Source organism: Marinomonas shanghaiensis, from assembly GCF_003259175.1.
GTDB classification, from domain to species: domain Bacteria; phylum Pseudomonadota; class Gammaproteobacteria; order Pseudomonadales; family Marinomonadaceae; genus Marinomonas; species Marinomonas shanghaiensis.
This window is the reverse complement of record NZ_QGOK01000003.1, coordinates 254644-277358: the sequence shown is the minus strand read 5'-3', so window position 1 is coordinate 277358 and position 22715 is coordinate 254644. Positions and strand designations below refer to the sequence as shown.

At 43.8% G+C, this 22715-nt stretch carries 19 protein-coding genes and 18 tRNA genes; 7 read left to right on the top strand and 30 right to left on the bottom strand.

What is annotated here, in order from left to right:
- Positions 1–43 precede the first annotated feature (43 nt).
- From DKT73_RS01665 to DKT73_RS01650, 4 genes are all read left to right on the top strand, one after another.
- Positions 44–1423 carry a di-heme oxidoreductase family protein gene (locus tag DKT73_RS01665; RefSeq protein ID WP_111636849.1) on the top strand — a complete coding sequence of 460 codons (1380 nt, stop codon included), beginning with the start codon at positions 44–46 and terminating at the stop codon, positions 1421–1423.
- Positions 1423–2481 (top strand): imelysin family protein, encoded by a 1059-nt coding sequence (locus DKT73_RS01660; RefSeq protein WP_111636848.1) that lies wholly within the window; start codon positions 1423–1425, stop codon positions 2479–2481. The genes DKT73_RS01665 and DKT73_RS01660 overlap by 1 nt, the downstream gene beginning before the upstream one ends.
- 2 nt (positions 2482–2483) lie before the next feature.
- Positions 2484–3602: a DUF1513 domain-containing protein gene (locus DKT73_RS01655; protein ID WP_111636847.1), complete on the top strand. Its 1119-nt coding sequence runs from the start codon at positions 2484–2486 to the stop codon at positions 3600–3602.
- Positions 3603–3701: 99 nt separating this feature from the next.
- Entirely contained in the window at positions 3702–5954 is a 2253-nt protein-coding gene (locus tag DKT73_RS01650) for an EAL domain-containing protein (protein ID WP_111636846.1), read from the top strand.
- 114 nt (positions 5955–6068) lie between these two features.
- Here the strand turns inward: DKT73_RS01650 and DKT73_RS01645 are convergent, their stop codons facing one another.
- The 26 genes from DKT73_RS01645 to thrS all read right to left on the bottom strand — a co-directional run bounded on the left by DKT73_RS01645 (position 6069) and on the right by thrS (position 17246).
- Entirely contained in the window at positions 6069–7373 is a 1305-nt protein-coding gene (locus DKT73_RS01645; RefSeq protein WP_111636845.1) for an OmpP1/FadL family transporter, read from the bottom strand.
- 450 nt (positions 7374–7823) lie between these two features.
- Positions 7824–7900, bottom strand: a tRNA-Asp gene (locus DKT73_RS01640).
- Positions 7901–7950: 50 nt separating this feature from the next.
- A tRNA-Val gene (locus tag DKT73_RS01635) sits at positions 7951–8026 on the bottom strand.
- Between the two features lie 38 nt (positions 8027–8064).
- A tRNA-Asp gene (locus DKT73_RS01630) sits at positions 8065–8141 on the bottom strand.
- A gap of 50 nt (positions 8142–8191) precedes the next feature.
- Positions 8192–8267 (bottom strand) — tRNA-Val (locus DKT73_RS01625).
- 38 nt (positions 8268–8305) lie between these two features.
- Positions 8306–8382, bottom strand: a tRNA-Asp gene (locus tag DKT73_RS01620).
- A 51-nt stretch (positions 8383–8433) separates the two neighbouring features.
- A tRNA-Val gene (locus tag DKT73_RS01615) sits at positions 8434–8509 on the bottom strand.
- A 43-nt stretch (positions 8510–8552) separates the two neighbouring features.
- A tRNA-Thr gene (locus DKT73_RS01610) sits at positions 8553–8628 on the bottom strand.
- Positions 8629–8673: 45 nt separating this feature from the next.
- Positions 8674–8749, bottom strand: a tRNA-Thr gene (locus DKT73_RS01605).
- 45 nt (positions 8750–8794) lie between these two features.
- A tRNA-Thr gene (locus tag DKT73_RS01600) sits at positions 8795–8870 on the bottom strand.
- 45 nt (positions 8871–8915) lie between these two features.
- Positions 8916–8991: transfer RNA gene (locus DKT73_RS01595), tRNA-Thr, on the bottom strand.
- A gap of 45 nt (positions 8992–9036) precedes the next feature.
- Positions 9037–9112: transfer RNA gene (locus DKT73_RS01590), tRNA-Thr, on the bottom strand.
- 45 nt (positions 9113–9157) lie between these two features.
- Positions 9158–9233, bottom strand: a tRNA-Thr gene (locus DKT73_RS01585).
- A 45-nt stretch (positions 9234–9278) separates the two neighbouring features.
- A tRNA-Thr gene (locus DKT73_RS01580) sits at positions 9279–9354 on the bottom strand.
- A 62-nt stretch (positions 9355–9416) separates the two neighbouring features.
- Positions 9417–9492, bottom strand: a tRNA-Thr gene (locus DKT73_RS01575).
- A 45-nt stretch (positions 9493–9537) separates the two neighbouring features.
- A tRNA-Thr gene (locus DKT73_RS01570) sits at positions 9538–9613 on the bottom strand.
- 41 nt (positions 9614–9654) lie between these two features.
- Positions 9655–9730 (bottom strand) — tRNA-Thr (locus DKT73_RS01565).
- Positions 9731–9792: 62 nt separating this feature from the next.
- Positions 9793–9868, bottom strand: a tRNA-Thr gene (locus DKT73_RS01560).
- A gap of 13 nt (positions 9869–9881) precedes the next feature.
- Positions 9882–9958, bottom strand: a tRNA-Pro gene (locus DKT73_RS01555).
- A 282-nt stretch (positions 9959–10240) separates the two neighbouring features.
- Positions 10241–10537: an integration host factor subunit alpha gene (locus DKT73_RS01550; RefSeq protein WP_111636844.1), complete on the bottom strand. Its 297-nt coding sequence runs from the start codon at positions 10535–10537 to the stop codon at positions 10241–10243.
- A gap of 4 nt (positions 10538–10541) precedes the next feature.
- On the bottom strand, positions 10542–12926 hold the full coding sequence (gene pheT, locus DKT73_RS01545; protein WP_111636843.1) for a phenylalanine--tRNA ligase subunit beta: 2385 nt from the start codon (positions 12924–12926) through the stop codon (positions 10542–10544).
- Between the two features lie 22 nt (positions 12927–12948).
- Positions 12949–13944: a phenylalanine--tRNA ligase subunit alpha gene (gene pheS, locus DKT73_RS01540; protein ID WP_111636842.1), complete on the bottom strand. Its 996-nt coding sequence runs from the start codon at positions 13942–13944 to the stop codon at positions 12949–12951.
- Positions 13945–14073: 129 nt separating this feature from the next.
- Entirely contained in the window at positions 14074–14430 is a 357-nt protein-coding gene (rplT, locus tag DKT73_RS01535) for a 50S ribosomal protein L20 (protein ID WP_012070283.1), read from the bottom strand.
- Positions 14431–14478: 48 nt separating this feature from the next.
- On the bottom strand, positions 14479–14673 hold the full coding sequence (gene rpmI, locus DKT73_RS01530; RefSeq protein WP_111607288.1) for a 50S ribosomal protein L35: 195 nt from the start codon (positions 14671–14673) through the stop codon (positions 14479–14481).
- Positions 14674–14766: 93 nt separating this feature from the next.
- Positions 14767–15300 (bottom strand): translation initiation factor IF-3, encoded by a 534-nt coding sequence (infC, locus tag DKT73_RS01525; protein WP_111607287.1) that lies wholly within the window; start codon positions 15298–15300, stop codon positions 14767–14769.
- A gap of 8 nt (positions 15301–15308) precedes the next feature.
- Positions 15309–17246, bottom strand: a complete 1938-nt coding sequence (gene thrS / locus DKT73_RS01520) for a threonine--tRNA ligase (protein WP_111636841.1) — start codon at positions 17244–17246, stop codon at positions 15309–15311.
- Positions 17247–17483: 237 nt separating this feature from the next.
- Here thrS and DKT73_RS01515 point away from each other — a divergent pair, with 237 nt between their 5' ends.
- Together DKT73_RS01515 and DKT73_RS01510 are read left to right on the top strand one after the other, a co-directional pair.
- Complete coding sequence (locus DKT73_RS01515; RefSeq protein ID WP_111636840.1) at positions 17484–18110, top strand: O-methyltransferase; 627 nt, start codon at positions 17484–17486, stop codon at positions 18108–18110.
- A 94-nt stretch (positions 18111–18204) separates the two neighbouring features.
- Positions 18205–18903, top strand: a complete 699-nt coding sequence (locus tag DKT73_RS01510) for a GIY-YIG nuclease family protein (protein ID WP_111636839.1) — start codon at positions 18205–18207, stop codon at positions 18901–18903.
- A 73-nt stretch (positions 18904–18976) separates the two neighbouring features.
- On the opposite strand, the gene DKT73_RS01505 is transcribed toward DKT73_RS01510, so the two are convergent.
- The 4 genes from DKT73_RS01505 to ppiC form a co-directional block, all read right to left on the bottom strand.
- Positions 18977–20323, bottom strand: a complete 1347-nt coding sequence (locus DKT73_RS01505) for a class II 3-deoxy-7-phosphoheptulonate synthase (protein WP_111636838.1) — start codon at positions 20321–20323, stop codon at positions 18977–18979.
- Between the two features lie 33 nt (positions 20324–20356).
- Complete coding sequence (locus DKT73_RS01500) at positions 20357–20968, bottom strand: helix-turn-helix domain-containing protein (RefSeq protein ID WP_111636837.1); 612 nt, start codon at positions 20966–20968, stop codon at positions 20357–20359.
- 71 nt (positions 20969–21039) lie between these two features.
- Positions 21040–21465 (bottom strand): protein tyrosine phosphatase family protein, encoded by a 426-nt coding sequence (locus tag DKT73_RS01495; RefSeq protein ID WP_111636836.1) that lies wholly within the window; start codon positions 21463–21465, stop codon positions 21040–21042.
- 23 nt (positions 21466–21488) lie between these two features.
- Positions 21489–21767, bottom strand: a complete 279-nt coding sequence (gene ppiC, locus DKT73_RS01490; RefSeq protein WP_111636835.1) for a peptidylprolyl isomerase PpiC — start codon at positions 21765–21767, stop codon at positions 21489–21491.
- A gap of 141 nt (positions 21768–21908) precedes the next feature.
- Here ppiC and DKT73_RS01485 point away from each other — a divergent pair, with 141 nt between their 5' ends.
- Positions 21909–22706: a response regulator gene (locus DKT73_RS01485; RefSeq protein ID WP_111636834.1), complete on the top strand. Its 798-nt coding sequence runs from the start codon at positions 21909–21911 to the stop codon at positions 22704–22706.
- The last annotated feature ends 9 nt before the right edge of the window (positions 22707–22715 follow it).

Genomic DNA, 22715 nt, shown 5'->3' with positions numbered 1-22715 from the left:
TTAGCAAAGGTCTCTATCCACCTGTTATGGTACTTATCTGTTTATGACAGAAAACATCAAATTTTGTGTGTTTCTTGTTGCTAGCGCATGCGCTGGCTTTTTTTGTTTTCAAAGCTTTGCATTTGCCAGTGATTATTCCACGCCCTTGGCAGGGATAAAAATTGAAGACAAGCTGGACTTTTATATAGGTGAAGGCGTTTTTCAAAAGTTTTGGGTACCAGCCCCCTCCTCAACAACAGCCAGCGATGGATTAGGCCCTCTCTTTAATACTCGCTCCTGTAACAATTGCCATGTCAATAATGGTCGAGGCCATGCTCCTGATGAAAAGCAAAGCGGTGCATCGGTTCCTTCTTTTTTAGTTAGATTAGGAAAATCTTACCCTGCGTTAAGCGATAAGAAAGACAGGATCTACCCTCATATTGGCGACAAGCGATATGGTCATCAATTTCAAGGACAAAGTTCCCCAGGTATTTTACCTGAAGGCGATTATTATCTGACTTACAGCACCCGAATAGAAACACTCAGCGACGGCTCACAAGTGCCGTTAAGAAAGCCTAACCTGCATTGGAGTTCACTCAATTACGGTGAATTCGAAGCGAGCACTGGTTTTACGATGCTGGTATCGCCTGCTCTTGTTGGCATGGGTCTGTTGGATAACATTCCTGATGAAATGATAATGGCAGGTGCCGACCCTGATGATAAAAATAATGACGGCATTAGCGGCCGAGTAAGTTGGATTGTAAGCGATAAAAAAAAGCTCATAGGTCGTTTTGGTTATAAAGCCTCCGTTGCAACTCTCAGCGCACAAAATCAGTCGGCTTTTAATACGGATTTAGGCCTATCGACGCCTCTAACCCCCTCACCATGGGGAGATTGCACAGAGTTCCAAACAGACTGTTTGGCTAGCCCGAATGGCAACAGTGCACATTTGGGCAACCTTGAAGTAGACAAACAGCAAGCCAGGCTTGTGGATCTTTTTGTCTCTCTTTCCTCTCCTCCAACCATGAGAAACTTAACGAACGATACATTTTTACAGGGAAAGCATATTTTTGATGAGTCAGGATGTGCGAGCTGTCATACACCTAAAATGAAAACAGGCGATCACTCGCCCTTTGCCGTCCTTAACCACCGTACCTTTTACCCCTTCACCGACATGCTGTTACACGATATGGGCGAAGAACTTGCCAGCGGATTCCCTAGTTTTTCAGCCCGTCCAAACGAATGGCGAACCGCACCGCTGTGGGGAATCGGCGTCTCTGAAAAAATCTCAGGTAGAATGGGCTTTTTACACGATGGTAGAGCTCGAAGCATTGAAGAAGCCATTCTCTGGCATGGCGGAGAAGCGAAACAAAGCCAAGAACATTATAAAAGCCTATCTAAAGCACAACGAAATACACTCATTTATTTTTTGGAGTCACTTTAATGTCATATGTTTCAACACTAATGGCCTTAGCTATCGGGGCAGCGAGCCCTTTGATCGCAACAGCAGGCCAATGGGAAGGCCCACTTAACGGGATTACCGCCGAAGTCGTCACCCAAGGATATCAAGCCTATTCCACTTCATCGGCGTCGCTTGCGAAACTCAGCGTCGCACTTTGTAATGCGCCGTCTGAACAAGCGTTAGCTGCGACTCAAGCGGCTTTTAAAATCAATGCCCAAGATTGGCAACAACTACAGTGGCTCAATTTTGGTCCTGTTACCTATTTCATGCGTTACTATGCGTTTGAATATTGGCCAGATAAAAAAGGCGTTACTCAACGCCAATTAAGAACGCTAGCGCAAGGCGATCCGTCAGTGATGGATGCGCCAAAATTTTGGACGTCAGCGAGCATTGCGGTAAGAGGCTTAACGGCTATCGAAAGCTTGCTTTATCATCCTGATTTTACTCCGACACAATCAAGCAATCATTGTCGTCTTTTAGATAAAATTACCGCGCACCATGCTCAAAGTGCAGACGCAGTATTCAAACAGTGGCAAGAAGGCAAGGCACAAGATTGGGTTTTCGATGAAGAAGGCATGGGCTTTGATCCTGAGAAAGTCGCCTTAGAACAATTCTTACAGCAATGGATAGAGCACATGTCAGCGGTAAAAGACGCTAAGCTCGAAACGCCAATCGGCTACAATGGTCGAGAAAACCTCAAGCTTGCGGAATTTTATCGTAGCGATCTTTCACTCAAAGCCATACAAAAAAATCTGCAGACATATCGAGAAATTTATCACGCCGGCTCACCTTCTTTATTTGATATTGCGAAACAAAATGATGCCCGTCTGGCCGAGCAATTAGAATCTCTCTTAACTGACAATATAAAATTGGCATTGCTTCTTCCTGACGACTTTTTTAATGGCCATTACACAAAAGAGGAGCGTTTTAATCTGGCACAGCCACTTGTAAAGTCCATCTCAAACAGCCAGTCCACCCTATCTAATATTGTCACGACACTCGGCTTTCAAATTGGCTTTAATAGTAGGGATGGAGATTAAGCATGTTATCTAGACGGTCTTTTTTGATGTTGAGTGGCACTCTCATAACCACGCCAACGTGGGCCGCGCTTAGCCAACAAGAAGCAGGAGCGGCGCTGTATGCCTCAGCCTACTCACTCGATAAGAATACACATTTTTTTGCGTTATTTGATGATGAGGGCTCTATTTCATGGACAGCCCCCTTATCACAGAGAGCTCATGCACCAGTTATTCACCCTAGACAAAGCATTGTTGGTATTGTCGGTAGAAGACCTGGATTTTTTATGGATTTTTTTGACGTCTCAAGCAACCAAAGAATCAAACGCATTGAACCAAGCAAAGATCATCATTTTTACGGCCATGCCCTTTTTTCCGCTGATGGCACTCAGCTTATCACACAAGAAAATTACTACCCGACTGGCGAGGGCAAGATCTTTATACGTGATTGGCCGAGTGGAAACATCTTACAATCGTTCAGCAGTAATGGCATAGGTCCTCATGAGTCTGTTTTTTTAAATGACCAAGTGTTGGTTATCGCTAACGGTGGGCTCATGACTCACCCGAGAGAAGACAGAAATATTTTAAACCTTGATACCATGCAATCCAATGTCACTTATCTTTCTTTAAAAGAGGGTCGCATTTTAAATCAAGCCACTCATCACGAAGCGCTACATCAATTGAGTATTCGACATCTTGATGTGAACCAAAAAGGGACGGTTGCACTGGGCTTTCAGTATCAAGGCGATATGTGGGATCAAGTTCCGTTGGTCGCTTTATCTCGACTAGACCGTCCTGAACTAGATTACCTTCCTATGCCAGAAGACATTAGAGTTCGCTTCAAACAATACTGCGGCAGTGTTTGTTTCGATAAGTCTGGTGACATTTTGGCGATCAGTACACCAAGAGGTGGTTTAGTTGCCTTTTGGCATGTGGAGACGAAAACCTTTTTAGGTGTTGAAAATTGTCGTGACGTTTGCGGTCTTGTGTCGACAAGCAACGCCCATGAATTTTTATTGACCAGCGGAACCGGAGCACAGTTAAAAAGCAATCCCGTACAGAACACCAGTGAAATGATCAAAAATCATACCAACATACAATGGGACAACCATTTTCGACAAATTAATATAGAAAATTATGCCTAAAAATCAAAACTAACGTGGTCAAATTCACGGTTTTTAGGTAATGTCTATTTTAGAGCCGCAAATAAGTGCGGCTTCTTTTTGACATTATGAAGTTGATTAATGTTTATTGATTTTCTTAAAGGTTATTTTTTACTTGATTCGGACGCAGCCACTGAAGGACATGAAAAAGTCTTCCAGCAAAGTGCGTTAAGAATTTTGTTGGCGCTCACAGTGTGCATTTTAGTCATATCTGCATGCCACGCACTGATATTCTCAAGTGAAATATCGTTTCTAGGTATCAATACAGCGTACCTTTTTTTGGTTGCGTTACTACTGCATTTTAGCAAACAATACGTTCAAGCCTCGGCCATCCTATTCCTTCTTACTTTGTTGATAAGCGGCTTTTTACTGCTTGCTTTAAACGATGAATTCTATGCGCAAAAGTATGCGCTTATATCGCTTTATTCACTGCCTCTTATCACGCGATTGCTCTTTAGTTTTAGGGCCTCTCTGATCGCTATGATACTCAATCTATATCCGTGCTATCTGATTATGACAGAAAGCCTAAACAAACCTTTGATAGACATATCCTCTTCTTTCTACTTTCAGTTGCTTACCTTTGTCACGCTCAACATTGGTTTGCCACTGGTGGTTTCTCGTATTCTTAATACGCTTGAAAAGAACGCCTTGAACATGAGACAGCTTTATCAAAAACTCAATGATAATTACGCTCTCTATGAGGAGTTTTTCGAGAACACCGGTACGCCGACTTTGCTCTGCGATCAGCGAGGCAAAATACTCAAAGCCAATCAACTCGCTCGAGAACTGCTGTCAGATTCAGAACCAAACGATTTCAGCAATTCAACCATCACAAATTGGCTATCCCCAACGGGCGATGCTGGAAAGTTTTTCTGGCAATCCAATATTGCAGAATGCACCCTTAAGCACAAAGCCAATGTCCATATTGAAGTACGTCGGGCTTCGCTAACACAACATGGCTACTATGTCCTACATCTACAAAATACAACTCAATTAAAAGCCATCCAGCAAGAGCTTGAAAACACACAACAAACCAATAGCCGTCTTGCCCATTTCGACTTGCTCACCCTTTTACCCAATTACAGACATTTTTGCAGCCAAGTGAATCAGCGCATTAATGAGCAAGAGCGTCATCTAACGGGAGCCATGTTTATTATTCGAATTAGTCAGTTCAAACTGCTAAATAAGCAATACGGCAAAGACAATGCTAACAAAGTCATCCTGAATTTCTCTAAAATGCTACAAAAGAAACTCTCAGAGCACACTATCATCGGCCGATTACGTGGCGTAAAATTTTCTTGTTTTGTGCATTTGAGCCAGGCGTACCTAATTCAAAAAAACCTATCGGCACTTATCCATTCTGTTTTACCAAGCCAAATAAGTGTCGATGGGAATCGATTGAACATGGATTACCAAGTCGGTATCGCCTATTACCATACCGACGGAAAAACCGCCGAAGAACTCTTAGAACATTGTGAAATGGCGCTGGAATATTCCAGTCCGACCGAACGCTTCTCTTATTACAACCAAAACCTTGAAAACAAACTGATTGAGGAACACAAACTTGGTTTGACCTTAAGCTCGGCGATTAAAAACAAGCAAATTCGTATATGGTTACAACCACAAGTAAAACCAAATGGTCAAATATGCTCATTTGAAGCATTGGCGCGCTGGCAAAATAATGGACAATTCGTGCCACCAACGACCTTTATAAAAATCGCTGAAAAACTAGGACTGCTTCCTCTACTCGCTGAAAATCTCGTTCGTGAGCTAGTCAATACGCTGTCAACATGGCATAAAGAGCACATCTACACTCCCATTGCCTTCAATCTAGCCGGCCAAGAACTTATGAACGATGCGTTTTTTGCCTTGCTGATGACACTAATTGCGGATAAACCTTGGCTAAAAGACATGCTGGAATTAGAAATCACAGAAACCAGCTCTGTGATGACGCACCCGCTTATCCACAAACGTTTGAGAAGCTTGTCACAGTACGGCTACTCTATTGCCATTGATGATTTTGGCACTGGCCAAGCGTCTTTGGGTCAGCTGGTAGACATTCCTGCGAACATTCTCAAAATAGACCGTCGATTTGTGTCTCCCCTACCCGGTGACCAACGTCATGTTGATATAGTGAAATCTACCATACAGCTCGCAGAGTCGCTTGGTATGACGGTCATTGCAGAAGGTATAGAAACAAAAGAGCAAGCTACCTTGTTAGCAGCCTTAGGGTGTACGACACTGCAAGGCTATTATTTTGCGAAGCCCTCACCCTTATCAGACTGGACAACCAACGATAACGCCAAAGCAAAAGAACTTCGCATGGTTTATTAAGCCCTATCAATAAGATGCGGCACCCAAAAAATATCAGACCCCAGACACTAAAAAGCCAGAGTTCAATTTGAACTCTGGCTTTTTTAACGCAATAACAATTTATGCCATGATAAATTAGAACGCCATATTCATCGCAACAGAGACAACATTAGCAGAGGAACTGTAGTCAGCACTTAACTTACCACGAGCTCGGTCCTCGCCAGTTCCATCACGACTAACAGACACATCGTCGATCATCACATGGGTGAAGGCAAAGGTGGCCGATGTCATATCATTAAAGTCATAGGTGGCACCAATGGATATCCACTTACGATCTCCGTCTGGTGTCCGTGCTGAACGATATTTATCCGTCACTGGCGAATTATCCATTGCCACACCCGTACGCAACGTCAATTGATCAGAGTAGGCATAAGTCAAGCCTGCCGAGTACATCCACTGATCTTCAAAACCAAAGGTAAGAACTGAATTTGGCTGATCGCTATCAAAATCAATATTCAGACCATCCATAGATCCCCAGCCAGTTCTAATAGCGGACAATCCTAAAATCAATTTCTGCGTTAGATCTTGTTCCACACTTAAAGTAAGAACGGAAGGCAAAGTAACTGAATCTGATACAGTTGTATCAATTAAGTCATATCCGGTTGTAAGCGCACTAGCATTTAAAGTAGCAACATTTTTATATTTCACATCACCCTTAAAGTCGAGATCCACTTCACTGCGGTAACCTAAACCGAGACGAGTACCTTTTCTTGGCTCCATCGCAATACCAAAGCTATACCCATAACCAGTATCATCTGCTTCAATACGACCATCACCCTCTACACCCGAAATACCGACAGCAGAACCTAACACCACTTCGGCTTTATGAACTTGAACACTGGCACCAACAGAGACCCAATCATTCATACGATGGGCAAGAGAGAAACTCAAGGCAATATCCTGAAGTGATGTTTCTGTTGCATGAAAACGCCCTGCCCAATCATCACCATAATCTCCCGACAAACCAAAGGGCACATTCAAAGAAATACCCGCTACTGTTTTATCAGACAATGGCTTCGCAAAGTAAAAGGACGGCACAAACGTATTATCAACAGAGTCACTGTTTGTTGTAGAACCTGCAATAGCCGCTCCACCTGCAGCGGTTGCATTATTAGCACTAATGTTAGTCACGTCCATGCTCGGCATGACATAGGCGCCGGACACAAACACTGTCGTTTCTTTGGCATTCACAAAAAGCGCAGGGTTCCAGAAGCTAGCAGAGATATCCGCATTGGACGCCGCGACACCACCTAAGGCTTTACCTGACGCTGTCGCACTGTGATCGTTTAAAGCAAAACCAGCTGAGTATGCAGAAGACGCTGCTGCCACAGAGGCTGCAACAAGACTTGCTCTAAACAAGAATTTCGAGGAGGTAGTCATAAATAAGCTCCATTGTTATTTTTATTGGGAATTATATTGTGATCTTACAAAACACTTATACGCTTCAAGTATAGAAGCACATACCCTGATATTACCAGCAAGTATTTCTTCCGCAATAGCATCTTTACAAAATATCAGACGAAAAATAAAAATTATTAGTAAAAATCGGCATTCAAGACAAACAGCCAATAGAAAAGGTAGCAGATAATTTCAGTTATTGAGAAGTAGGATTGGGCGAAGACAAAAATATATTTAGTAGGCGTAAACAAAGCTATAAACACAGAATAAAATGCGTATTTATATAGCATTATTCAAGTAGGGAAAGTGCTGTAAAAGATAAGGTATGATATGTAGAGGCTTTACAATGCAAAACTTTAACGAAGTAGTCACGATGAACGTTAACAGTTTTAAATATAACAGTATTTTTTCCATACTTACGTTTGTAAGTAATGGCGGAATGGACGGGACTCGAACCCGCGACCCCCTGCGTGACAGGCAGGTATTCTAACCAACTGAACTACCACTCCAACACAATTGTTTTTAACGTCTCATCAGACGTGCCTTTACATCGGCAAGATGGTGGGTGTGGAGGGGTTCGAACCCCCGACATTCGCCTTGTAAGGGCGACGCTCTCCCAACTGAGCTACACACCCGCTCGTAATGTCTACACTTTGCCACACTCAGTAAGTAATGGCGGAATGGACGGGACTCGAACCCGCGACCCCCTGCGTGACAGGCAGGTATTCTAACCAACTGAACTACCACTCCAACACAATTGTTTTTAACGTCTCATCAGACGTGCCTTTACATCGGCAAGATGGTGGGTGTGGAGGGGTTCGAACCCCCGACATTCGCCTTGTAAGGGCGACGCTCTCCCAACTGAGCTACACACCCGCTCGTAATGTCTACACTTTGCCACTCTCAGTAAGTAATGGCGGAATGGACGGGACTCGAACCCGCGACCCCCTGCGTGACAGGCAGGTATTCTAACCAACTGAACTACCACTCCAATACAATTGTTTTTAACGTCTCATCAGACGCACCTTTTACATCAGTGAGATGGTGGGTGTGGAGGGGTTCGAACCCCCGACATTCGCCTTGTAAGGGCGACGCTCTCCCAACTGAGCTACACACCCAAGTTATCTAACGCTATTAGCCTAACTTACTTTATTAAGTAAGTGGTGCCGCCACCAAGAGTCGAACTCGGGACCCTCTGATTACAAGTCAGATGCTCTACCAACTGAGCTATAGCGGCTTAACGCCAAATCAAATTTTTATTTACTTACTTCTTATAAGTAAGTGGTGCCGCCACCAAGAGTCGAACTCGGGACCCTCTGATTACAAGTCAGATGCTCTACCAACTGAGCTATAGCGGCTTAACGCCAAATCAAATTTTTATTTACTTACTTCTTATAAGTAAGTGGTGCCGCCACCAAGAGTCGAACTCGGGACCCTCTGATTACAAGTCAGATGCTCTACCAACTGAGCTATAGCGGCTTAACGCCAAATCAAATTTTTATTTACTTACTTCTTATAAGTAAGTGGTGCCGCCACCAAGAGTCGAACTCGGGACCCTCTGATTACAAGTCAGATGCTCTACCAACTGAGCTATAGCGGCTTAACGCCAAATCAAATTTTTATTTACTTACTTCTTATAAGTAAGTGGTGCCGCCACCAAGAGTCGAACTCGGGACCCTCTGATTACAAGTCAGATGCTCTACCAACTGAGCTATAGCGGCTTAACGCCAAATCAAATTTTTATTTACTTACTTCTTATAAGTAAGTGGTGCCGCCACCAAGAGTCGAACTCGGGACCCTCTGATTACAAGTCAGATGCTCTACCAACTGAGCTATAGCGGCTTAACGCCAAATCAAATTTTTATTTACTTACTTCTTATAAATAAGTGGTGCCGCCACCAAGAGTCGAACTCGGGACCCTCTGATTACAAGTCAGATGCTCTACCAACTGAGCTATAGCGGCTTTAATAAAAGCAAAATCTTTTTTCATTCTCTTCTTTAACAGAAAAGAACTTTGACCAAAACTGGTGCCGCCACCAAGAGTCGAACTCGGGACCCTCTGATTACAAGTCAGATGCTCTACCAACTGAGCTATAGCGGCTTAACGCCAAATCAAATTTTTATTTACTTACTTCTTATAAGTAAATGGTGCCGCCACCAAGAGTCGAACTCGGGACCCTCTGATTACAAGTCAGATGCTCTACCAACTGAGCTATAGCGGCATAACATAACGCAGTTTACTTTAAAAAAACTTCCTAAGAAGTGGTGCCGCCACCAAGAGTCGAACTCGGGACCCTCTGATTACAAGTCAGATGCTCTACCAACTGAGCTATAGCGGCTTTAATAAAAGCAAAATCTTTTTTCATTCTCTTCTTTAACAGAAAAGAACTTTGACCAAAACTGGTGCCGCCACCAAGAGTCGAACTCGGGACCCTCTGATTACAAGTCAGATGCTCTACCAACTGAGCTATAGCGGCATTTCTCAAATTTTGGTCGGGACGGCAGGATTTGAACCTGCGACCACTAACACCCCATGCTAGTGCGCTACCAGGCTGCGCTACGCCCCGAAAACTTACGTCGAAAGAGTTAAACTCTGTCTCTGTCAGCGGGTGCGTATATTACTATAACAAATTGAAAAGGGAAGACTTTTATTAAGTTTTTTTCAATTTAATCATCTTACTAAAATTTAGTGGAACAATTGCTTAAACATTGATCTAAATGTCTTTCTAGAGGCACTTTAAAGCGGACATAACTTAGAAAACACGTCAAAAGCCTCAGCACACTCCTCCGTGCCTTTTAAAGTAAAAAAGCCATCCGAATGGATGGCTTTAGAAACAACAATAACAACATTACTCTTGCATGTAGTCTTCTACTTTAGACTTAAGCTTTTGCCCAGGTCGAAAAGTCACAACAGTACGCGCTGTAATCGGAATTTCTTCTCCCGTTTTAGGATTTCGACCGGGACGCTGACTCTTCTCACGTACTTCAAAGTTACCAAAGCCCGACAACTTAACTTGCTGCCTTTCTATCAAAGAATGGCGCACGACATCAAAAAAACCTTCTACAAGATCTTTTGCGTCTTTTTTGCTTAGACCAACAGAGTCCACCAAGTTTTCAGCAAGATCCGCTTTTGTCAACGATCCCATAAATCTACCCCCTTACAACGGCTCCCAACTGCTCAGACAAAGCTGCAACAGTTTGTTCGACTGAGTTGTTCACTTCTTCATCACTAAGAGTGTGTGAAGGATGCTGCCACGTCAAGCCCAAAGCAACACTTTTTTTCGTTTCATCAATACCTTGGCCTTGATAAACATCAAAAACCAAGACATTTTTGAGCGCATCACCTGCGGCCGAAGCAATCACTTTCTCCAACGCACTAACAGGCACAGAACGATCCACCAACAAAGCCAAATCACGACGCACTTCAGGGAAACGAGAAACCGCCTCATATTCTGGCAAGGTCGCATTCAACACAGCCGCTAAGGCAATATCAAACACATAGATAGGTTGATTCGCACCTAACGTCTTAGACAGTTGAGGATGCAACTCCCCCATCAAACCAACAAACTGACCATTCATAAAAATATCAGCGGAACGGCCTGGGTGTAAAAACTCACACTCAGAGCGCTCATAAGTTGGCTTACCGCCGTTATTCAAAGCAAACAATGCCTCTACATGCGCTTTTAGATCGTAGAAATCGACTTTCTCACTACCATGATACCAAGCCTCAGAATGGCGTGTTCCTGCAATTAAACCCGCTACTTGTTGCTGTTGATCTAACTCAGACAACGCCTCAACCGACCCAATAAAGCGACGACCCGTTTCAAACAAACGAACGCGTGATTGCTGACGATTTTGGTTATAAAGGTAAGCTTTCACCAACCCAGGCACCAAACTAGGACGCATCACCCCCATATCGGCTGAAATCGGATTTGCCAGCGGAACAGGCTCAATATTCGGTAAAAACTGTTTACTTAACACAGGATCAATGAAGCTATAAGTGACCGCTTCTTGATAACCCTGCGACACCAAAATAGAACGTAACACTTGAATCTGTGTTTTTGATTCTGGCAAAGGCGTAAAATTCACGGCCGCTTGCGGCATAGAAGAAGGAAGATTATCGTAACCATAGATACGAGCGACCTCTTCGATCAAATCTGCTTCAATCGCAATATCAAAACGATGCAATGGCGCCTTTGTTGTCCAAGCTTCGTCTGTTACTTCGACCATCTCTAGACCAAGACGAGTCAAAATATCTGTCACCACATCTTTGTCGATAGAGATTGCCAAATATTGATCTAACTTCTTACGTCGCAAAGTAACGAGTGCCGCTTGTGGTAAAGAGGCCTCATTTACCACATGTGTAATTGGGCCAACTTCACCACCAGCAATGTCCACAACCAATGCGGTAGCACGCTCTATCGCCAGCTCTTGTAACGTTGCATCCACACCACGCTCAAATCGATGAGAAGAATCCGTATGCAACCCATACGAACGCGCCTTGCCTGCCAACGACAAAGGAGCAAAAAAAGCACTTTCAAGGAAGATATCTTTCGTATCTTCACTCACACCAGAGCCTTCTCCGCCCATTACCCCAGCGATCGCCAACGGTGCTTTTTCATCCGCGATAACTAAAGTGTCATCGCGCAGCGCTATTTCTTGACCATCAAGCAAAACAATCTTTTCATCTTGAGTCGCCATCCGAACAACGATCGAACCGGACAAATTCGCCAAATCGAAAGCATGCATTGGCTGCCCCAATTCAAGCATCACATAGTTAGTGATGTCCACGATTGGATCAATAGAGCGAATACCACTGCGACGAAGCTTCTCAACCATCCATAGAGGTGTCTGTGCTTTTACATCAACGCCACGCACAACACGGCCCAAATATCGAGGGCAAGCATCCACCGCGTCGACTTGCACAGAGAAAGTATCATCGATGACAGTCGCCACCGGTACAACCTTCACAGGTGTTACATCTAGCTTATTCAGAACACCCACTTCACGCGCCAAACCCGCAACACTTAAACAATCACTACGGTTCGGCGTCAAATCAACATCAATAACTCGATCATCAAGCCCTAAGAAAGCACGAAAGTCTTCACCTGCTTTCGCAACAGCAGGCAACTCCATAATTCCGTCATGGTCATCACTCAACCCCAACTCAGAGGCCGAACACAACATACCAAAGGATTCTACTTGGCGAAGCTTGGCTTTTTTGATTTTAAAGTCCGCGCCCAATACCGCACCGATCTTAGCGAAAGGAATCTTGATGCCTGGACGCGCATTTGGCGCTCCGCAAACGACTTGAAAAATGTCAACGCCATCAGACACTTTGCACACTTGCAATTTATCGGCATCTGGATGGGGTTCAGCACTGATGATTTCACCTACCACAACACCTGAAAATGCAGATGCCACAGGCAAAACTTCATCCACTTCAAGGCCAGCTAGGGTAATCTGAGCAGCCAAGTCATCACTACTGATACCTGGATTGACCCACTCTCTTAGCCAATTCTCACTAATTTTCATAACAATATCCTAGGTCGACTGGTTACTTGAACTGTTTAAGGAAACGCAAATCGTTTTCAAAGAACATACGTAGATCATCCACTTTATAGCGCAGCATCGCGAAACGCTCTACTCCCATGCCAAAAGCAAAACCTGTGTATTTTTCAGAGTCAATTCCTGACATTTCAAGCACTTTAGGATGCACCATGCCACAGCCCAACACCTCTAACCAAGACTCTTCGCCCTTGCTATTCGTTCGCATGATATCCACTTCAATGGAAGGCTCAGTAAATGGGAAGTAGCTAGGACGGAAACGTACTTTCAAATCATCCTCAAAGAAAACGTTCAAAAATTGCTGCAAAATTCCCTTCAAGTCTGCGAATGAAATATTTTCGTCAATTAACAAACCTTCCACCTGATGAAACATCGGCGTATGAGTTTGATCTGAATCACAACGATACACACGACCAGGGCAGATAATACGAATCGGGGGCTGAGTCGTTTCCATTGTGCGCACTTGAACAGGCGATGTATGCGTTCTTAGTACCGTTGACGGATTAAAATAGAAGGTATCTTGCATCGCACGCGCAGGATGATGCGCCGGAATGTTTAACGCTTCAAAGTTGTGATAGTCGTCTTCGATTTCTGGCCCTGAAGCCACATCGAAACCAATACCACGGAAAAAAGTTTCGATACGCTCCATGGTGCGAGTCACTGGGTGCAAACCACCCACTTCCTGACCTTTGCCGGATAAGGAGATATCTATTGTTTCAGTTGCGAGCTTAGCATTCAATGCCGCTTCTGCAAGAAACGCTTTACGTTCAGTGATTTTTTCCTGAACTTGATCTTTTGCTTCGTTGACCATTTGACCGAATTTTGGCCTATCCTCTGCAGAAACGTTACCAAGCTGTTTCAACAAAGCAGTCAGAGCGCCCTTCTTACCCAAATAATGCACACGTACATCATCCAGAGCGGACTCACTCTCAGACGCAGCCACTGCGCTTAGCGCATCAGCAAGAATCTGCTTTAGGTTCTCCATTTACACACTCCAAAAAATAAAATAGGGGAAGAGCCATTGGCTCTTCCCCTATCAAAGACTGCATTGAGTGACTCGCTCTATTAAGATGAAATCTATCAAGATCGAACCACCCTAAGGCTACGTCAGAAATTAAGCCAAGCTTACTTTCGCTTTTTCAACGATAGCAGCAAAAACTTCTTTCTCGTACACAGCTAGGTCAGCCAAAACCTTACGGTCGATTTCAATTGCTGCTTGTTTCAAGCCAGCAATGAAACGGCTGTAAGATAGACCGTTGATACGAGCCGCAGCGTTGATACGTGCAATCCACAATGCGCGGAATTGACGTTTACGTTGACGACGGTCACGGTACTGATACTGACCAGCTTTGATAACAGCTTGTTTTGCTACACGAAATACACGGCTACGTGCACCGTAGTAACCTTTAGCTTGCTTTAAAATCTTTTTGTGACGGCGACGAGCCTGAACACCACGTTTTACGCGAGGCATAATATAAACCTTATACTAATAAATTAATGAACTAAAAAAAATCTAGACTTAGATGTATGGCAACATGCGTACGATAGACGCTTTATCGCACTGCGCGATCTGTCCCATAGGACGAAGATGACGCTTACGCTTAGTCGATTTTTTAGTCAAAATATGACTAGTATGAGACTGTTTATGTTTAAAACCATTCGCGGTACGTTTGAAGCGCTTAGCTGCGCCACTGTGTGACTTAATTTTGGACATGATAAAACCACTCTCGCATTCGTTAATGTTAGTGTAATTTTTCCACAATTCAGGCCTTAAGAGCCGAAACTCTTAAAGCTAAATTACGTGAAATTACTTCTTCTTTTTGGGGCCTAGCACCATAGTCAATTGACGACCTTCCATTTTCGCAGCTTGCTCTACTACACCATAATCCTCTAAGTCTGCTGCGACTCGATTCATAAGCTGCATACCAAGCTCCTGATGGGCCATTTCACGACCGCGGTATCGTAAAGATACTTTGGCCTTATCCCCGCCTTCAAGGAAACGTATCAGGTTGCGGAGTTTTACCTGATAATCCCCTTCCTCCGTCCCTGGACGGAATTTCATTTCTTTAACCTGGATCTGCTTCGCATTTTTCTTTTGCGCAGCTTTCGCTTTCTTCGCTTCAAAAATATGCTTGCCGTAGTCCATTATTTTGCAAACAATCGGATCTGAATCAGCAATTTGCACTAAGTCTAAAGTAGCCTCTTGAGCTGCTTTTAGTGCCTCTTCAAGAGAGACAACGCCAACTTGTTCACCATCAGCAGCGATCAAACGCACTTCGGTAGCTCGAATGTTCTCGTTGATTAGAGGACGCTGCTTACTAGCGGTACGTCCACGATTCATATTACCTTTTATAGTACTATCTCCATTTCTTGTTTACGGCTACGGCGAGCAACTTCTTTTTGAATTAAACTTTCAAATTCGGAAATACTCATCACTCCAAGATCTTCGCCAGTGCGAGTTCGAACAGCAACTTGTTTCTGTTCTACCTCTTTATCACCAACAACAATCATGTACGGCACTCGTTGAAGAGTATGCTCGCGGATTTTAAACCCGATCTTCTCGTTTCTCAAGTCAAGTTTTGCTCTAAAGCCATTTGAATTCAATGTTTTTGCCAAATCAGAGCAATAGTCTGCTTGGCGATCTGTAATGTTCATGATAACAACTTGTTCAGGCGCAAGCCAGACCGGAAACGCACCTTCTGTCTCTTCGATCAAAATACCGATAAAACGCTCAAGCGATCCGACGATCGCACGGTGCAACATAACCGGTGTTTGGCGAGAACCGTCTTCCGATACATACTGAGCACCCAAACGAGTTGGCATTGAAAAATCCACTTGAATAGTACCACATTGCCACACACGGCCAATGGCATCTTTCAAAGAGAACTCAATTTTTGGTCCGTAGAAAGCGCCCTCACCCGGCAATTCTTCCCATTCCAAACCAGCAGAATCCAGCGCATCAGATAAAGATTTTTCTGCTTTATCCCATACTTCATCAGACCCAACACGCTGCTCAGGACGAGTGGACAAACGATAAATAATATTTTCAAAACCAAAGTCTGCATAAACTTCATGTAACAAAGCAATGAATTCAGACACTTCTTGCTGAATTTGCCCCTCTGTTACAAAGATATGACCATCATCTTGAACGAAATTGCGAACACGCATAATACCATGCAACGCGCCAGAAGGCTCGTTACGGTGACAGGAACCAAATTCCGCCATACGAAACGGCAAATCACGGTAACTTTTCAGCCCTTGATTATAAACCTGAATATGACAAGGGCAGTTCATTGGTTTGACGGCATAATCACGATTTTCAGAATGTGTGGTAAACATATTTTCATGATATTTGCCCCAGTGCCCAGATTTCTCCCACAGCACACGGTCAACAATTTGCGGCGTTTTCACTTCTTGATAGTTATTATCAAGTTGCTTTTGACGCATATACTGCTCAACAGCCTGATATAAACGCCATCCTTTAGGATGCCAGAACACCATTCCAGGCGCTTCTTCTTGAAGATGAAAAAGGTCTAATTTCTTACCCAACTTGCGATGATCACGCTTTTCAGCTTCTTCGATTCGAGTTAGATAAGCGTTTAATTCTTTTTTATCGTTCCATGCTGTGCCATAAATACGCTGCAGCATTTCATTATTAGAGTCACCTCGCCAGTACGCACCAGCCAGCTTCATTAATTTAAAATGGCGCAACACTCGGGTATTTGGCACATGAGGACCACGGCACATATCCATGTATTCTTCATGATGATACAAGCCAACTTCTTTTACCGACTCGTCCATATCATCAATCAAGGCGACCTTATAGGTCTCGCCTCTATCAACAAATTGCTGACGTGCATCGGCAACGGGTGTCATTTTCTTAACGACATCATAATCGGTTTTGACCAACTCACTGATTCGTTTTTCAATAGCGGCCAAGTCTTCTGGCGTAAAAGGACGCTCATAAGCGATGTCGTAGTAGAAACCCTCATCGATCACAGGACCAATGGCCATTTCTGCGGTGGGATACAGTTGTTTAACCGCGTGCCCAACAAGATGCGCAAAAGAGTGGCGAATAATCTCCACGCCTTCTGAATCCTTTCCAGTAATGATACTTAAAGTAGCGTCATCAGAAATCAGTTCACACGCATCAACCAACTGACCATTAATACGACCAGCAACCGTGGCTTTTGCAAGACCCGGACCAATATCCTCAGCCACTTGCATGACAGTAACAGGATTTGAAAAAGAACGTTGGCTGCCATCAGGCAAAGTAATTACAGGCATTTTATTCCCCTATCGGAGTCAGTGGTGCTCCATACCAAAGAGCACATGTAAATTTCAGCGCATAAATTAGCATTTTTCGATTATGCATGCGAATCTAATTTAATGGTCGATTTAGGCCCATTAAACAGCTACATAGAAAAATCAAGCCCTTTTTCTCTCTTTAAGGCATAGACATTCTCTGCACGCAGAGTAAAATTGCACCTCGTTTCACACAGACTTCATTTATTAAAAGGCTATATGGATCTTTCAACTCTTGACGACTACTGCATTGAGACCACTCAAGCAGAACCTGACTTATTAATCGAACTGGTTGAAAGAACGTACTCTGAGATGGGTTACCCGAACAAGTTGTCGGGCAAAACCATTGGCCGTACATTGAAGCTTCTGGCAAAAATAGCTCAACCTAAACGTGCACTAGAGATCGGTATGTTTACTGGTTACTCTGCGCTTTCTATCGCCGAAGGTATGCCTAGCGATGGCAAGCTTATTTGCTGTGAAACAAACCCTAGAGCGATTGAATTCGCTCAGTCATTTTTTGATCGTAGCGAGCACGGCACAAAAATCCAAACAATTTTTGGCCCAGCACTCGATACAATCGAATCCCTAGAGGGAGAATTTGACTTTGTCTTTATTGATGCCGATAAGCGCAACTATTTAAATTATTATCAAGCCGTTCTACCGCTTGTTAAGTCCGGTGGCCTTATCATCATTGATAACTCCTTATGGCAAGGAAGAGTTCTAGACCCAAAAGAAAACAGCGATATCGCTGTGGATCAGGTCAACCGCTTAATTGCGCAAGACACACGAGTTGAGAATGTTCACTTGAATGTTCGTGACGGTCTCAACATCGTCGTAAAACACTAAACCCATTTCTTATAAACCCCAGTCACCTTTGGGTTACCTCAGGTGACTGGGGTTTATGTGCTATTAAAAAGATATTACGTAAGAGGCAGCGATTTTGGTCGTTTTTAAAATCACAAATAACATCTCCGGCAAACACTACATTGGAACGTCTTTCAATAGTGGCTTCCAACGTTTCGAACAGTACGTTGAAGCAACAAGTGAAGGGTTAGACTTTCCTTTATACAACGACATTAGGGAGAATGGCGTTGACGCTTTTACAGTTGAAGAACTATTTGAAACAAGCGACAAAGAAGAGCTTTATGAATTAGAAACGGATTACATTTCTATTTATAACGGTGAAAGTTTACGCGGCTACAAAATTGCACAAACAGCCGAAAAGTCTGTTAATTTAAATTTCGGTAAAAAAGCATTATTTGATGCAAATGGCGTATCAACAGCCGAGCAACCTAAAAAGACGAGAAAAGTCGCGGAAAAAAAAACCGTTGACCTCCCTAAAAAAACCGTCGAACCTGCACCAACAGCTAAGTCCTTTTTTGGCGAGCTGATCGGTGAAGACAGATTGGGAGCACCGGTTGCCGCTGTTACTGAAAAGAAAAAAGCACCTCCTCGCGCAAAAAGCAAAGCCAGCATCCAAAAAATGCTAAATGAAGCGGAAAGAGCCGCAAAAAAAGAACGCGAAGAAAAGCTGAAATCACAACAACAAGCAGAAGCAGAAGAAATGGCCCTCATCATGGCCAAAATTGATGTCACATCAAAATCTGCTACGTCCGCCTTTCGTCGCCGTAAAGGCTAATACTATTAGCCCATAAAAAAGCCCCAGATTGAAGCAATCACTCAATCTGGGGCTTTTTTGATTCTTTAGCGCATCACGCTCTTGCTTTTTTGAGCGTCTCAGAAATCATGAAAGCCAATTCCAAAGACTGATCCGCATTTAAACGAGGATCACAATGCGTATGGTAACGATCTGCCAGATCCGCCTCTGTCACTTCAAAAGCACCGCCAACACACTCTGTCACATTCTGACCTGTCATCTCAAAATGCACACCACCTGCGTAGGTACCTTCTGCATTGTGCACTTGGAAGAACTGCTGCACTTCTCTTAACACATCGTCTACACGTCTTGTCTTATAACCCGTTGACGCTTTTACCGTATTACCATGCATTGGGTCACTACTCCAAACCACTTGCTTACCTTCACGCTGAATGGCACGAATCAGCTTAGGCATCCCTTCTGCCACTTTATCAACGCCCATCCTGACGATAATATTTAAACGACCAGGCTCATTTTCAGGATTCAAAACGTCACATAAACGCAAAAGATCCTCTGGATCCATGGAAGGACCCGCCTTTACACCGATAGGATTCTTTACACCGCGCAAAAATTCAACATGAGCGCCATCAAGCTGACGAGTACGATCACCAATCCATAGCATGTGCGCTGAACAGTCGTACCAATCCCCTGTCAGACTGTCTTTGCGTGTCAAAGACTGCTCATAAGGCAACAGCAAGGCTTCATGTGAGGTGTAAAAATCGGTTTCCCTGAGTTGAGCCAAGCCAGGACCAATACCACAAGCCTCCATAAACTGTAATGCGTCATCTATTTTATCGGCAACACCTTGATAACGACTTCCTGCTGGGCTCGCACTTAAAAAGTCCAAATTCCATTGGTGCACCTGATGCAAATCAGCAAACCCACCTTGCGCAAAAGCACGCAGTAGATTCATAGTCGAGGCACTTTGATTATAGACTTGCACCAAACGCTCAGGATCGGGAACCCTAGCCTGCTCAGTAAACTCGATGCCGTTAATAATATCCCCCCGGTAACTGGGGAGTTCAACGCCACCTATTGTCTCTGTACCCGCGGATCTTGGCTTAGCAAATTGCCCTGCCATGCGCCCAACTTTAACAACGGGGCACTTACCTGCGTAGGTTAAAACCACGGCCATTTGCAACATCACTTTAAAGGTATCGCGGATATTATTGGCATGAAACTCCGCAAAACTCTCTGCACAATCGCCACCCTGCAGTAGAAATGACTGTCTATTGGCAACTTGCGCTAGAGCCTTTTTCAACTGCCGCGCCTCACCAGCAAAAACAAGTGGAGGCATTTTACCTAATGTTTTTTCAACTTGAGCCAAATGCTCTGCATTAGGATAAACCGGCTGTTGCAACGCCGTTTTTTCTCTCCAACTTGTTAATTCCCACTGCTTCATAATTTTCTACAACCTTCTTCTATTAATTATTTATTAACGGGCAACCACCCAGAGTATTTCAGCATCTTTAGTCGATGTCGACACCACAGCGTGCCCCATAGTGGCATCATAATACACACTGTCACCTTCTTTTAATTCAATTGGCTCATAGAGCTCAGAGAAAAAATTAATTTTACCCTGCAAAACCAACAAAAACTCTTCACCATCATGGCGAACCCACTCTTTAAACTCTGCAAACGATCTAGCGCGGACGGTGGTTTTAAACGGCACCATTTTTTTACGGCTAATGGAATAATTCAAAAGCTCATGCTCATACGTCGCCGTTGGATGAGGCTCCCCCTTGCCTTTGCGGGTAATGTCTCGCCTTCCTGCAATAGAGTGCTCACTGGCCTCAACAAACAGTTGTGGCAAGTCCATCTCTAAACCTTTAATTAACTTCTGCACGATAGTAAAACTGGGAGAAACTTGATCGTTTTCAATTTTAGAGAGTGTCGAACGAGCAATTCCTGTTCTTTTCCCCACTTCTTCAAGCGTCCAGCCTTTCGCTAAACGAATTTCCTTAACGCGCTTACCGAGCTCTAGCGGCTCAACAAACCTATCTGGGTCTGAGGCTGTGGCAGTTTCTAACGATGGACGACTAACCATAATTTTCCAATACTGTTATTTAAAACCCGATAACAGCCTATTAATCTAGAACGTCTCCGCTCTTAGTAGGCCTATTTTACCAAAGGAGCCATAGCGGCCACGCAGCGAGATAGGTCAAAGCCCTTACCTGACACCTGCCCGACTAATTCTTCATAGCTCCCCCCTTTGGCGTTTTCTAACAACACCCACAACACAGACGAACGCGTACCAGTGCGACAAAATGCCAATGTTTTCTTCTCTTCCAACAAGGCACGCCCTTGACAATCGACCTGATCCTGAGAAAGCGCCGCCAAATTGATAGGATTACTCACATATTCCATACCTAAAGATTCCGCCGTGGCACGTAAATTATCACCAGAAGGCTGATCATCCGACTCACCCTCTGGACGATTATTAATTACCCGCTCAAATCCCTGCGCCTTAAGCGAAGCGAAATCAGACTCAGTAAGCTGGGGGGCCACAAAATACAATGCATCGAGCTGAATAGGATGACTCATAACCTCTCTCCTCTTAAATAGACTTAGGAACGATATAACACTTTAATAAGATGAAACCCAAATTGCGTCTTTACAGGCCCTTGAACTTTTAACAAAGGTCCAGTAAAAACGGCTTTATCAAAAGCTGCAACCATATCACCTTTACGAAACTCACCAAGATCACCTCCCTTCTTACCCGACGGACAAGTAGAAAACTGTTTGGCTAATTTATGAAAATCAGCCCCCTTATCCAGTTTATCTTTGAGGGACTCCGCTTCCGCCTTTGTTTTCACCAAAATATGACATGCACTTGCCGTCGCCATCAAAACCTCTGCTATTTAAATTTACTAGATAAAACATGTTAACCTATTTAGTATAAAGGAATTCACTATCAGCAATCATTAACCTTAAATTAGTCTGAGCAAAAAAAGCAGTATTAACATCAATATAGGCGGTTTTACAATATGAGCAGTTACGCAGCAATAAGTGATCTTTCTTTTCTCCTTGTGGAACCCTCAGACACCCAAAAAAAAATCATTACGAAAGCGTTAGAAGACGCTGGCATCAGAAAAATTGACCATGCCAACAACATCCAAGAGACCATAGCATCGCTCGCTTCTTTCCCCCCTGATCTCGTCATCTCCACCATGTACCTACCTGATGGCACAGCCAATGATTTAATTGACAAAATCAGAGCCAACGAAGCAACCGAAAACCAATGCTTTATGCTCATTTCCAGTGAGCGCAACCGTGACCATCTTGAGCACCTAAGACAATCCGGTGTCCTTGCCATACTTCCTAAACCCTTTAGTAAAATAGACTTACAACGCGCCATTCATGCCACATTGGATCTCATTGTCGAAGAAGAAATAGACCTCGAAATGTTCGATCCAAAAACGCTGCGTGTACTCGTAACAGATGATAGCCTAATGGCCAGAAAGCATGTCAGCAAAACACTCAATACGATGGGAATAGAAAACATACAATTTGCGGAAAATGGCAAAGAAGCCATCGCATTGCTTAATGAAATGGAATTTGACCTCATTGTTACCGATTACAATATGCCAGAAATGGATGGAAGAGAACTAACCGAAGCGGTCAGAAAAGATCCCGCTCTCGCCCACATCCCTATCCTTATGGTGAGTTCAAACTCGGAAGACAGCCAACTATCAAACATCGCCCAAGAAGGCGTCGATGCCATCTGTGGCAAACCTTTCGAACCCAGCGTCGTTAGAAAATTATTGGCCAAAATACTAAGCTAGAAACAAAAA

Excerpts from the sequence above, each read along its gene's own strand:
- DKT73_RS01655 (WP_111636847.1), top strand. The coding sequence starts at position 2,484 with ATGTTATCTAGACGGTCTTTTTTGATGTTGAGTGGCACTCTCATAACC.
- ppiC (WP_111636835.1), bottom strand. The coding sequence starts at position 21,767 with ATGGCGACGGCAAGTGCATGTCATATTTTGGTGAAAACAAAGGCGGAA.
- pheT (WP_111636843.1), bottom strand. The coding sequence starts at position 12,926 with ATGAAAATTAGTGAGAATTGGCTAAGAGAGTGGGTCAATCCAGGTATC.
- DKT73_RS01660 (WP_111636848.1), top strand. The coding sequence starts at position 1,423 with ATGTCATATGTTTCAACACTAATGGCCTTAGCTATCGGGGCAGCGAGC.
- rpmI (WP_111607288.1), bottom strand. The coding sequence starts at position 14,673 with ATGTCCAAAATTAAGTCACACAGTGGCGCAGCTAAGCGCTTCAAACGT.
- DKT73_RS01495 (WP_111636836.1), bottom strand. The coding sequence starts at position 21,465 with ATGAGTCATCCTATTCAGCTCGATGCATTGTATTTTGTGGCCCCCCAG.
- DKT73_RS01485 (WP_111636834.1), top strand. The coding sequence starts at position 21,909 with ATGAGCAGTTACGCAGCAATAAGTGATCTTTCTTTTCTCCTTGTGGAA.
- DKT73_RS01505 (WP_111636838.1), bottom strand. The coding sequence starts at position 20,323 with ATGAAGCAGTGGGAATTAACAAGTTGGAGAGAAAAAACGGCGTTGCAA.
- infC (WP_111607287.1), bottom strand. The coding sequence starts at position 15,300 with ATGAATCGTGGACGTACCGCTAGTAAGCAGCGTCCTCTAATCAACGAG.
- DKT73_RS01650 (WP_111636846.1), top strand. The coding sequence starts at position 3,702 with ATGTTTATTGATTTTCTTAAAGGTTATTTTTTACTTGATTCGGACGCA.
- rplT (WP_012070283.1), bottom strand. The coding sequence starts at position 14,430 with ATGCCTCGCGTAAAACGTGGTGTTCAGGCTCGTCGCCGTCACAAAAAG.
- DKT73_RS01500 (WP_111636837.1), bottom strand. The coding sequence starts at position 20,968 with ATGGTTAGTCGTCCATCGTTAGAAACTGCCACAGCCTCAGACCCAGAT.
- pheS (WP_111636842.1), bottom strand. The coding sequence starts at position 13,944 with ATGGAGAACCTAAAGCAGATTCTTGCTGATGCGCTAAGCGCAGTGGCT.
- DKT73_RS01515 (WP_111636840.1), top strand. The coding sequence starts at position 17,484 with ATGGATCTTTCAACTCTTGACGACTACTGCATTGAGACCACTCAAGCA.
- DKT73_RS01550 (WP_111636844.1), bottom strand. The coding sequence starts at position 10,537 with ATGGGATCGTTGACAAAAGCGGATCTTGCTGAAAACTTGGTGGACTCT.
- DKT73_RS01665 (WP_111636849.1), top strand. The coding sequence starts at position 44 with ATGACAGAAAACATCAAATTTTGTGTGTTTCTTGTTGCTAGCGCATGC.
- thrS (WP_111636841.1), bottom strand. The coding sequence starts at position 17,246 with ATGCCTGTAATTACTTTGCCTGATGGCAGCCAACGTTCTTTTTCAAAT.
- DKT73_RS01645 (WP_111636845.1), bottom strand. The coding sequence starts at position 7,373 with ATGACTACCTCCTCGAAATTCTTGTTTAGAGCAAGTCTTGTTGCAGCC.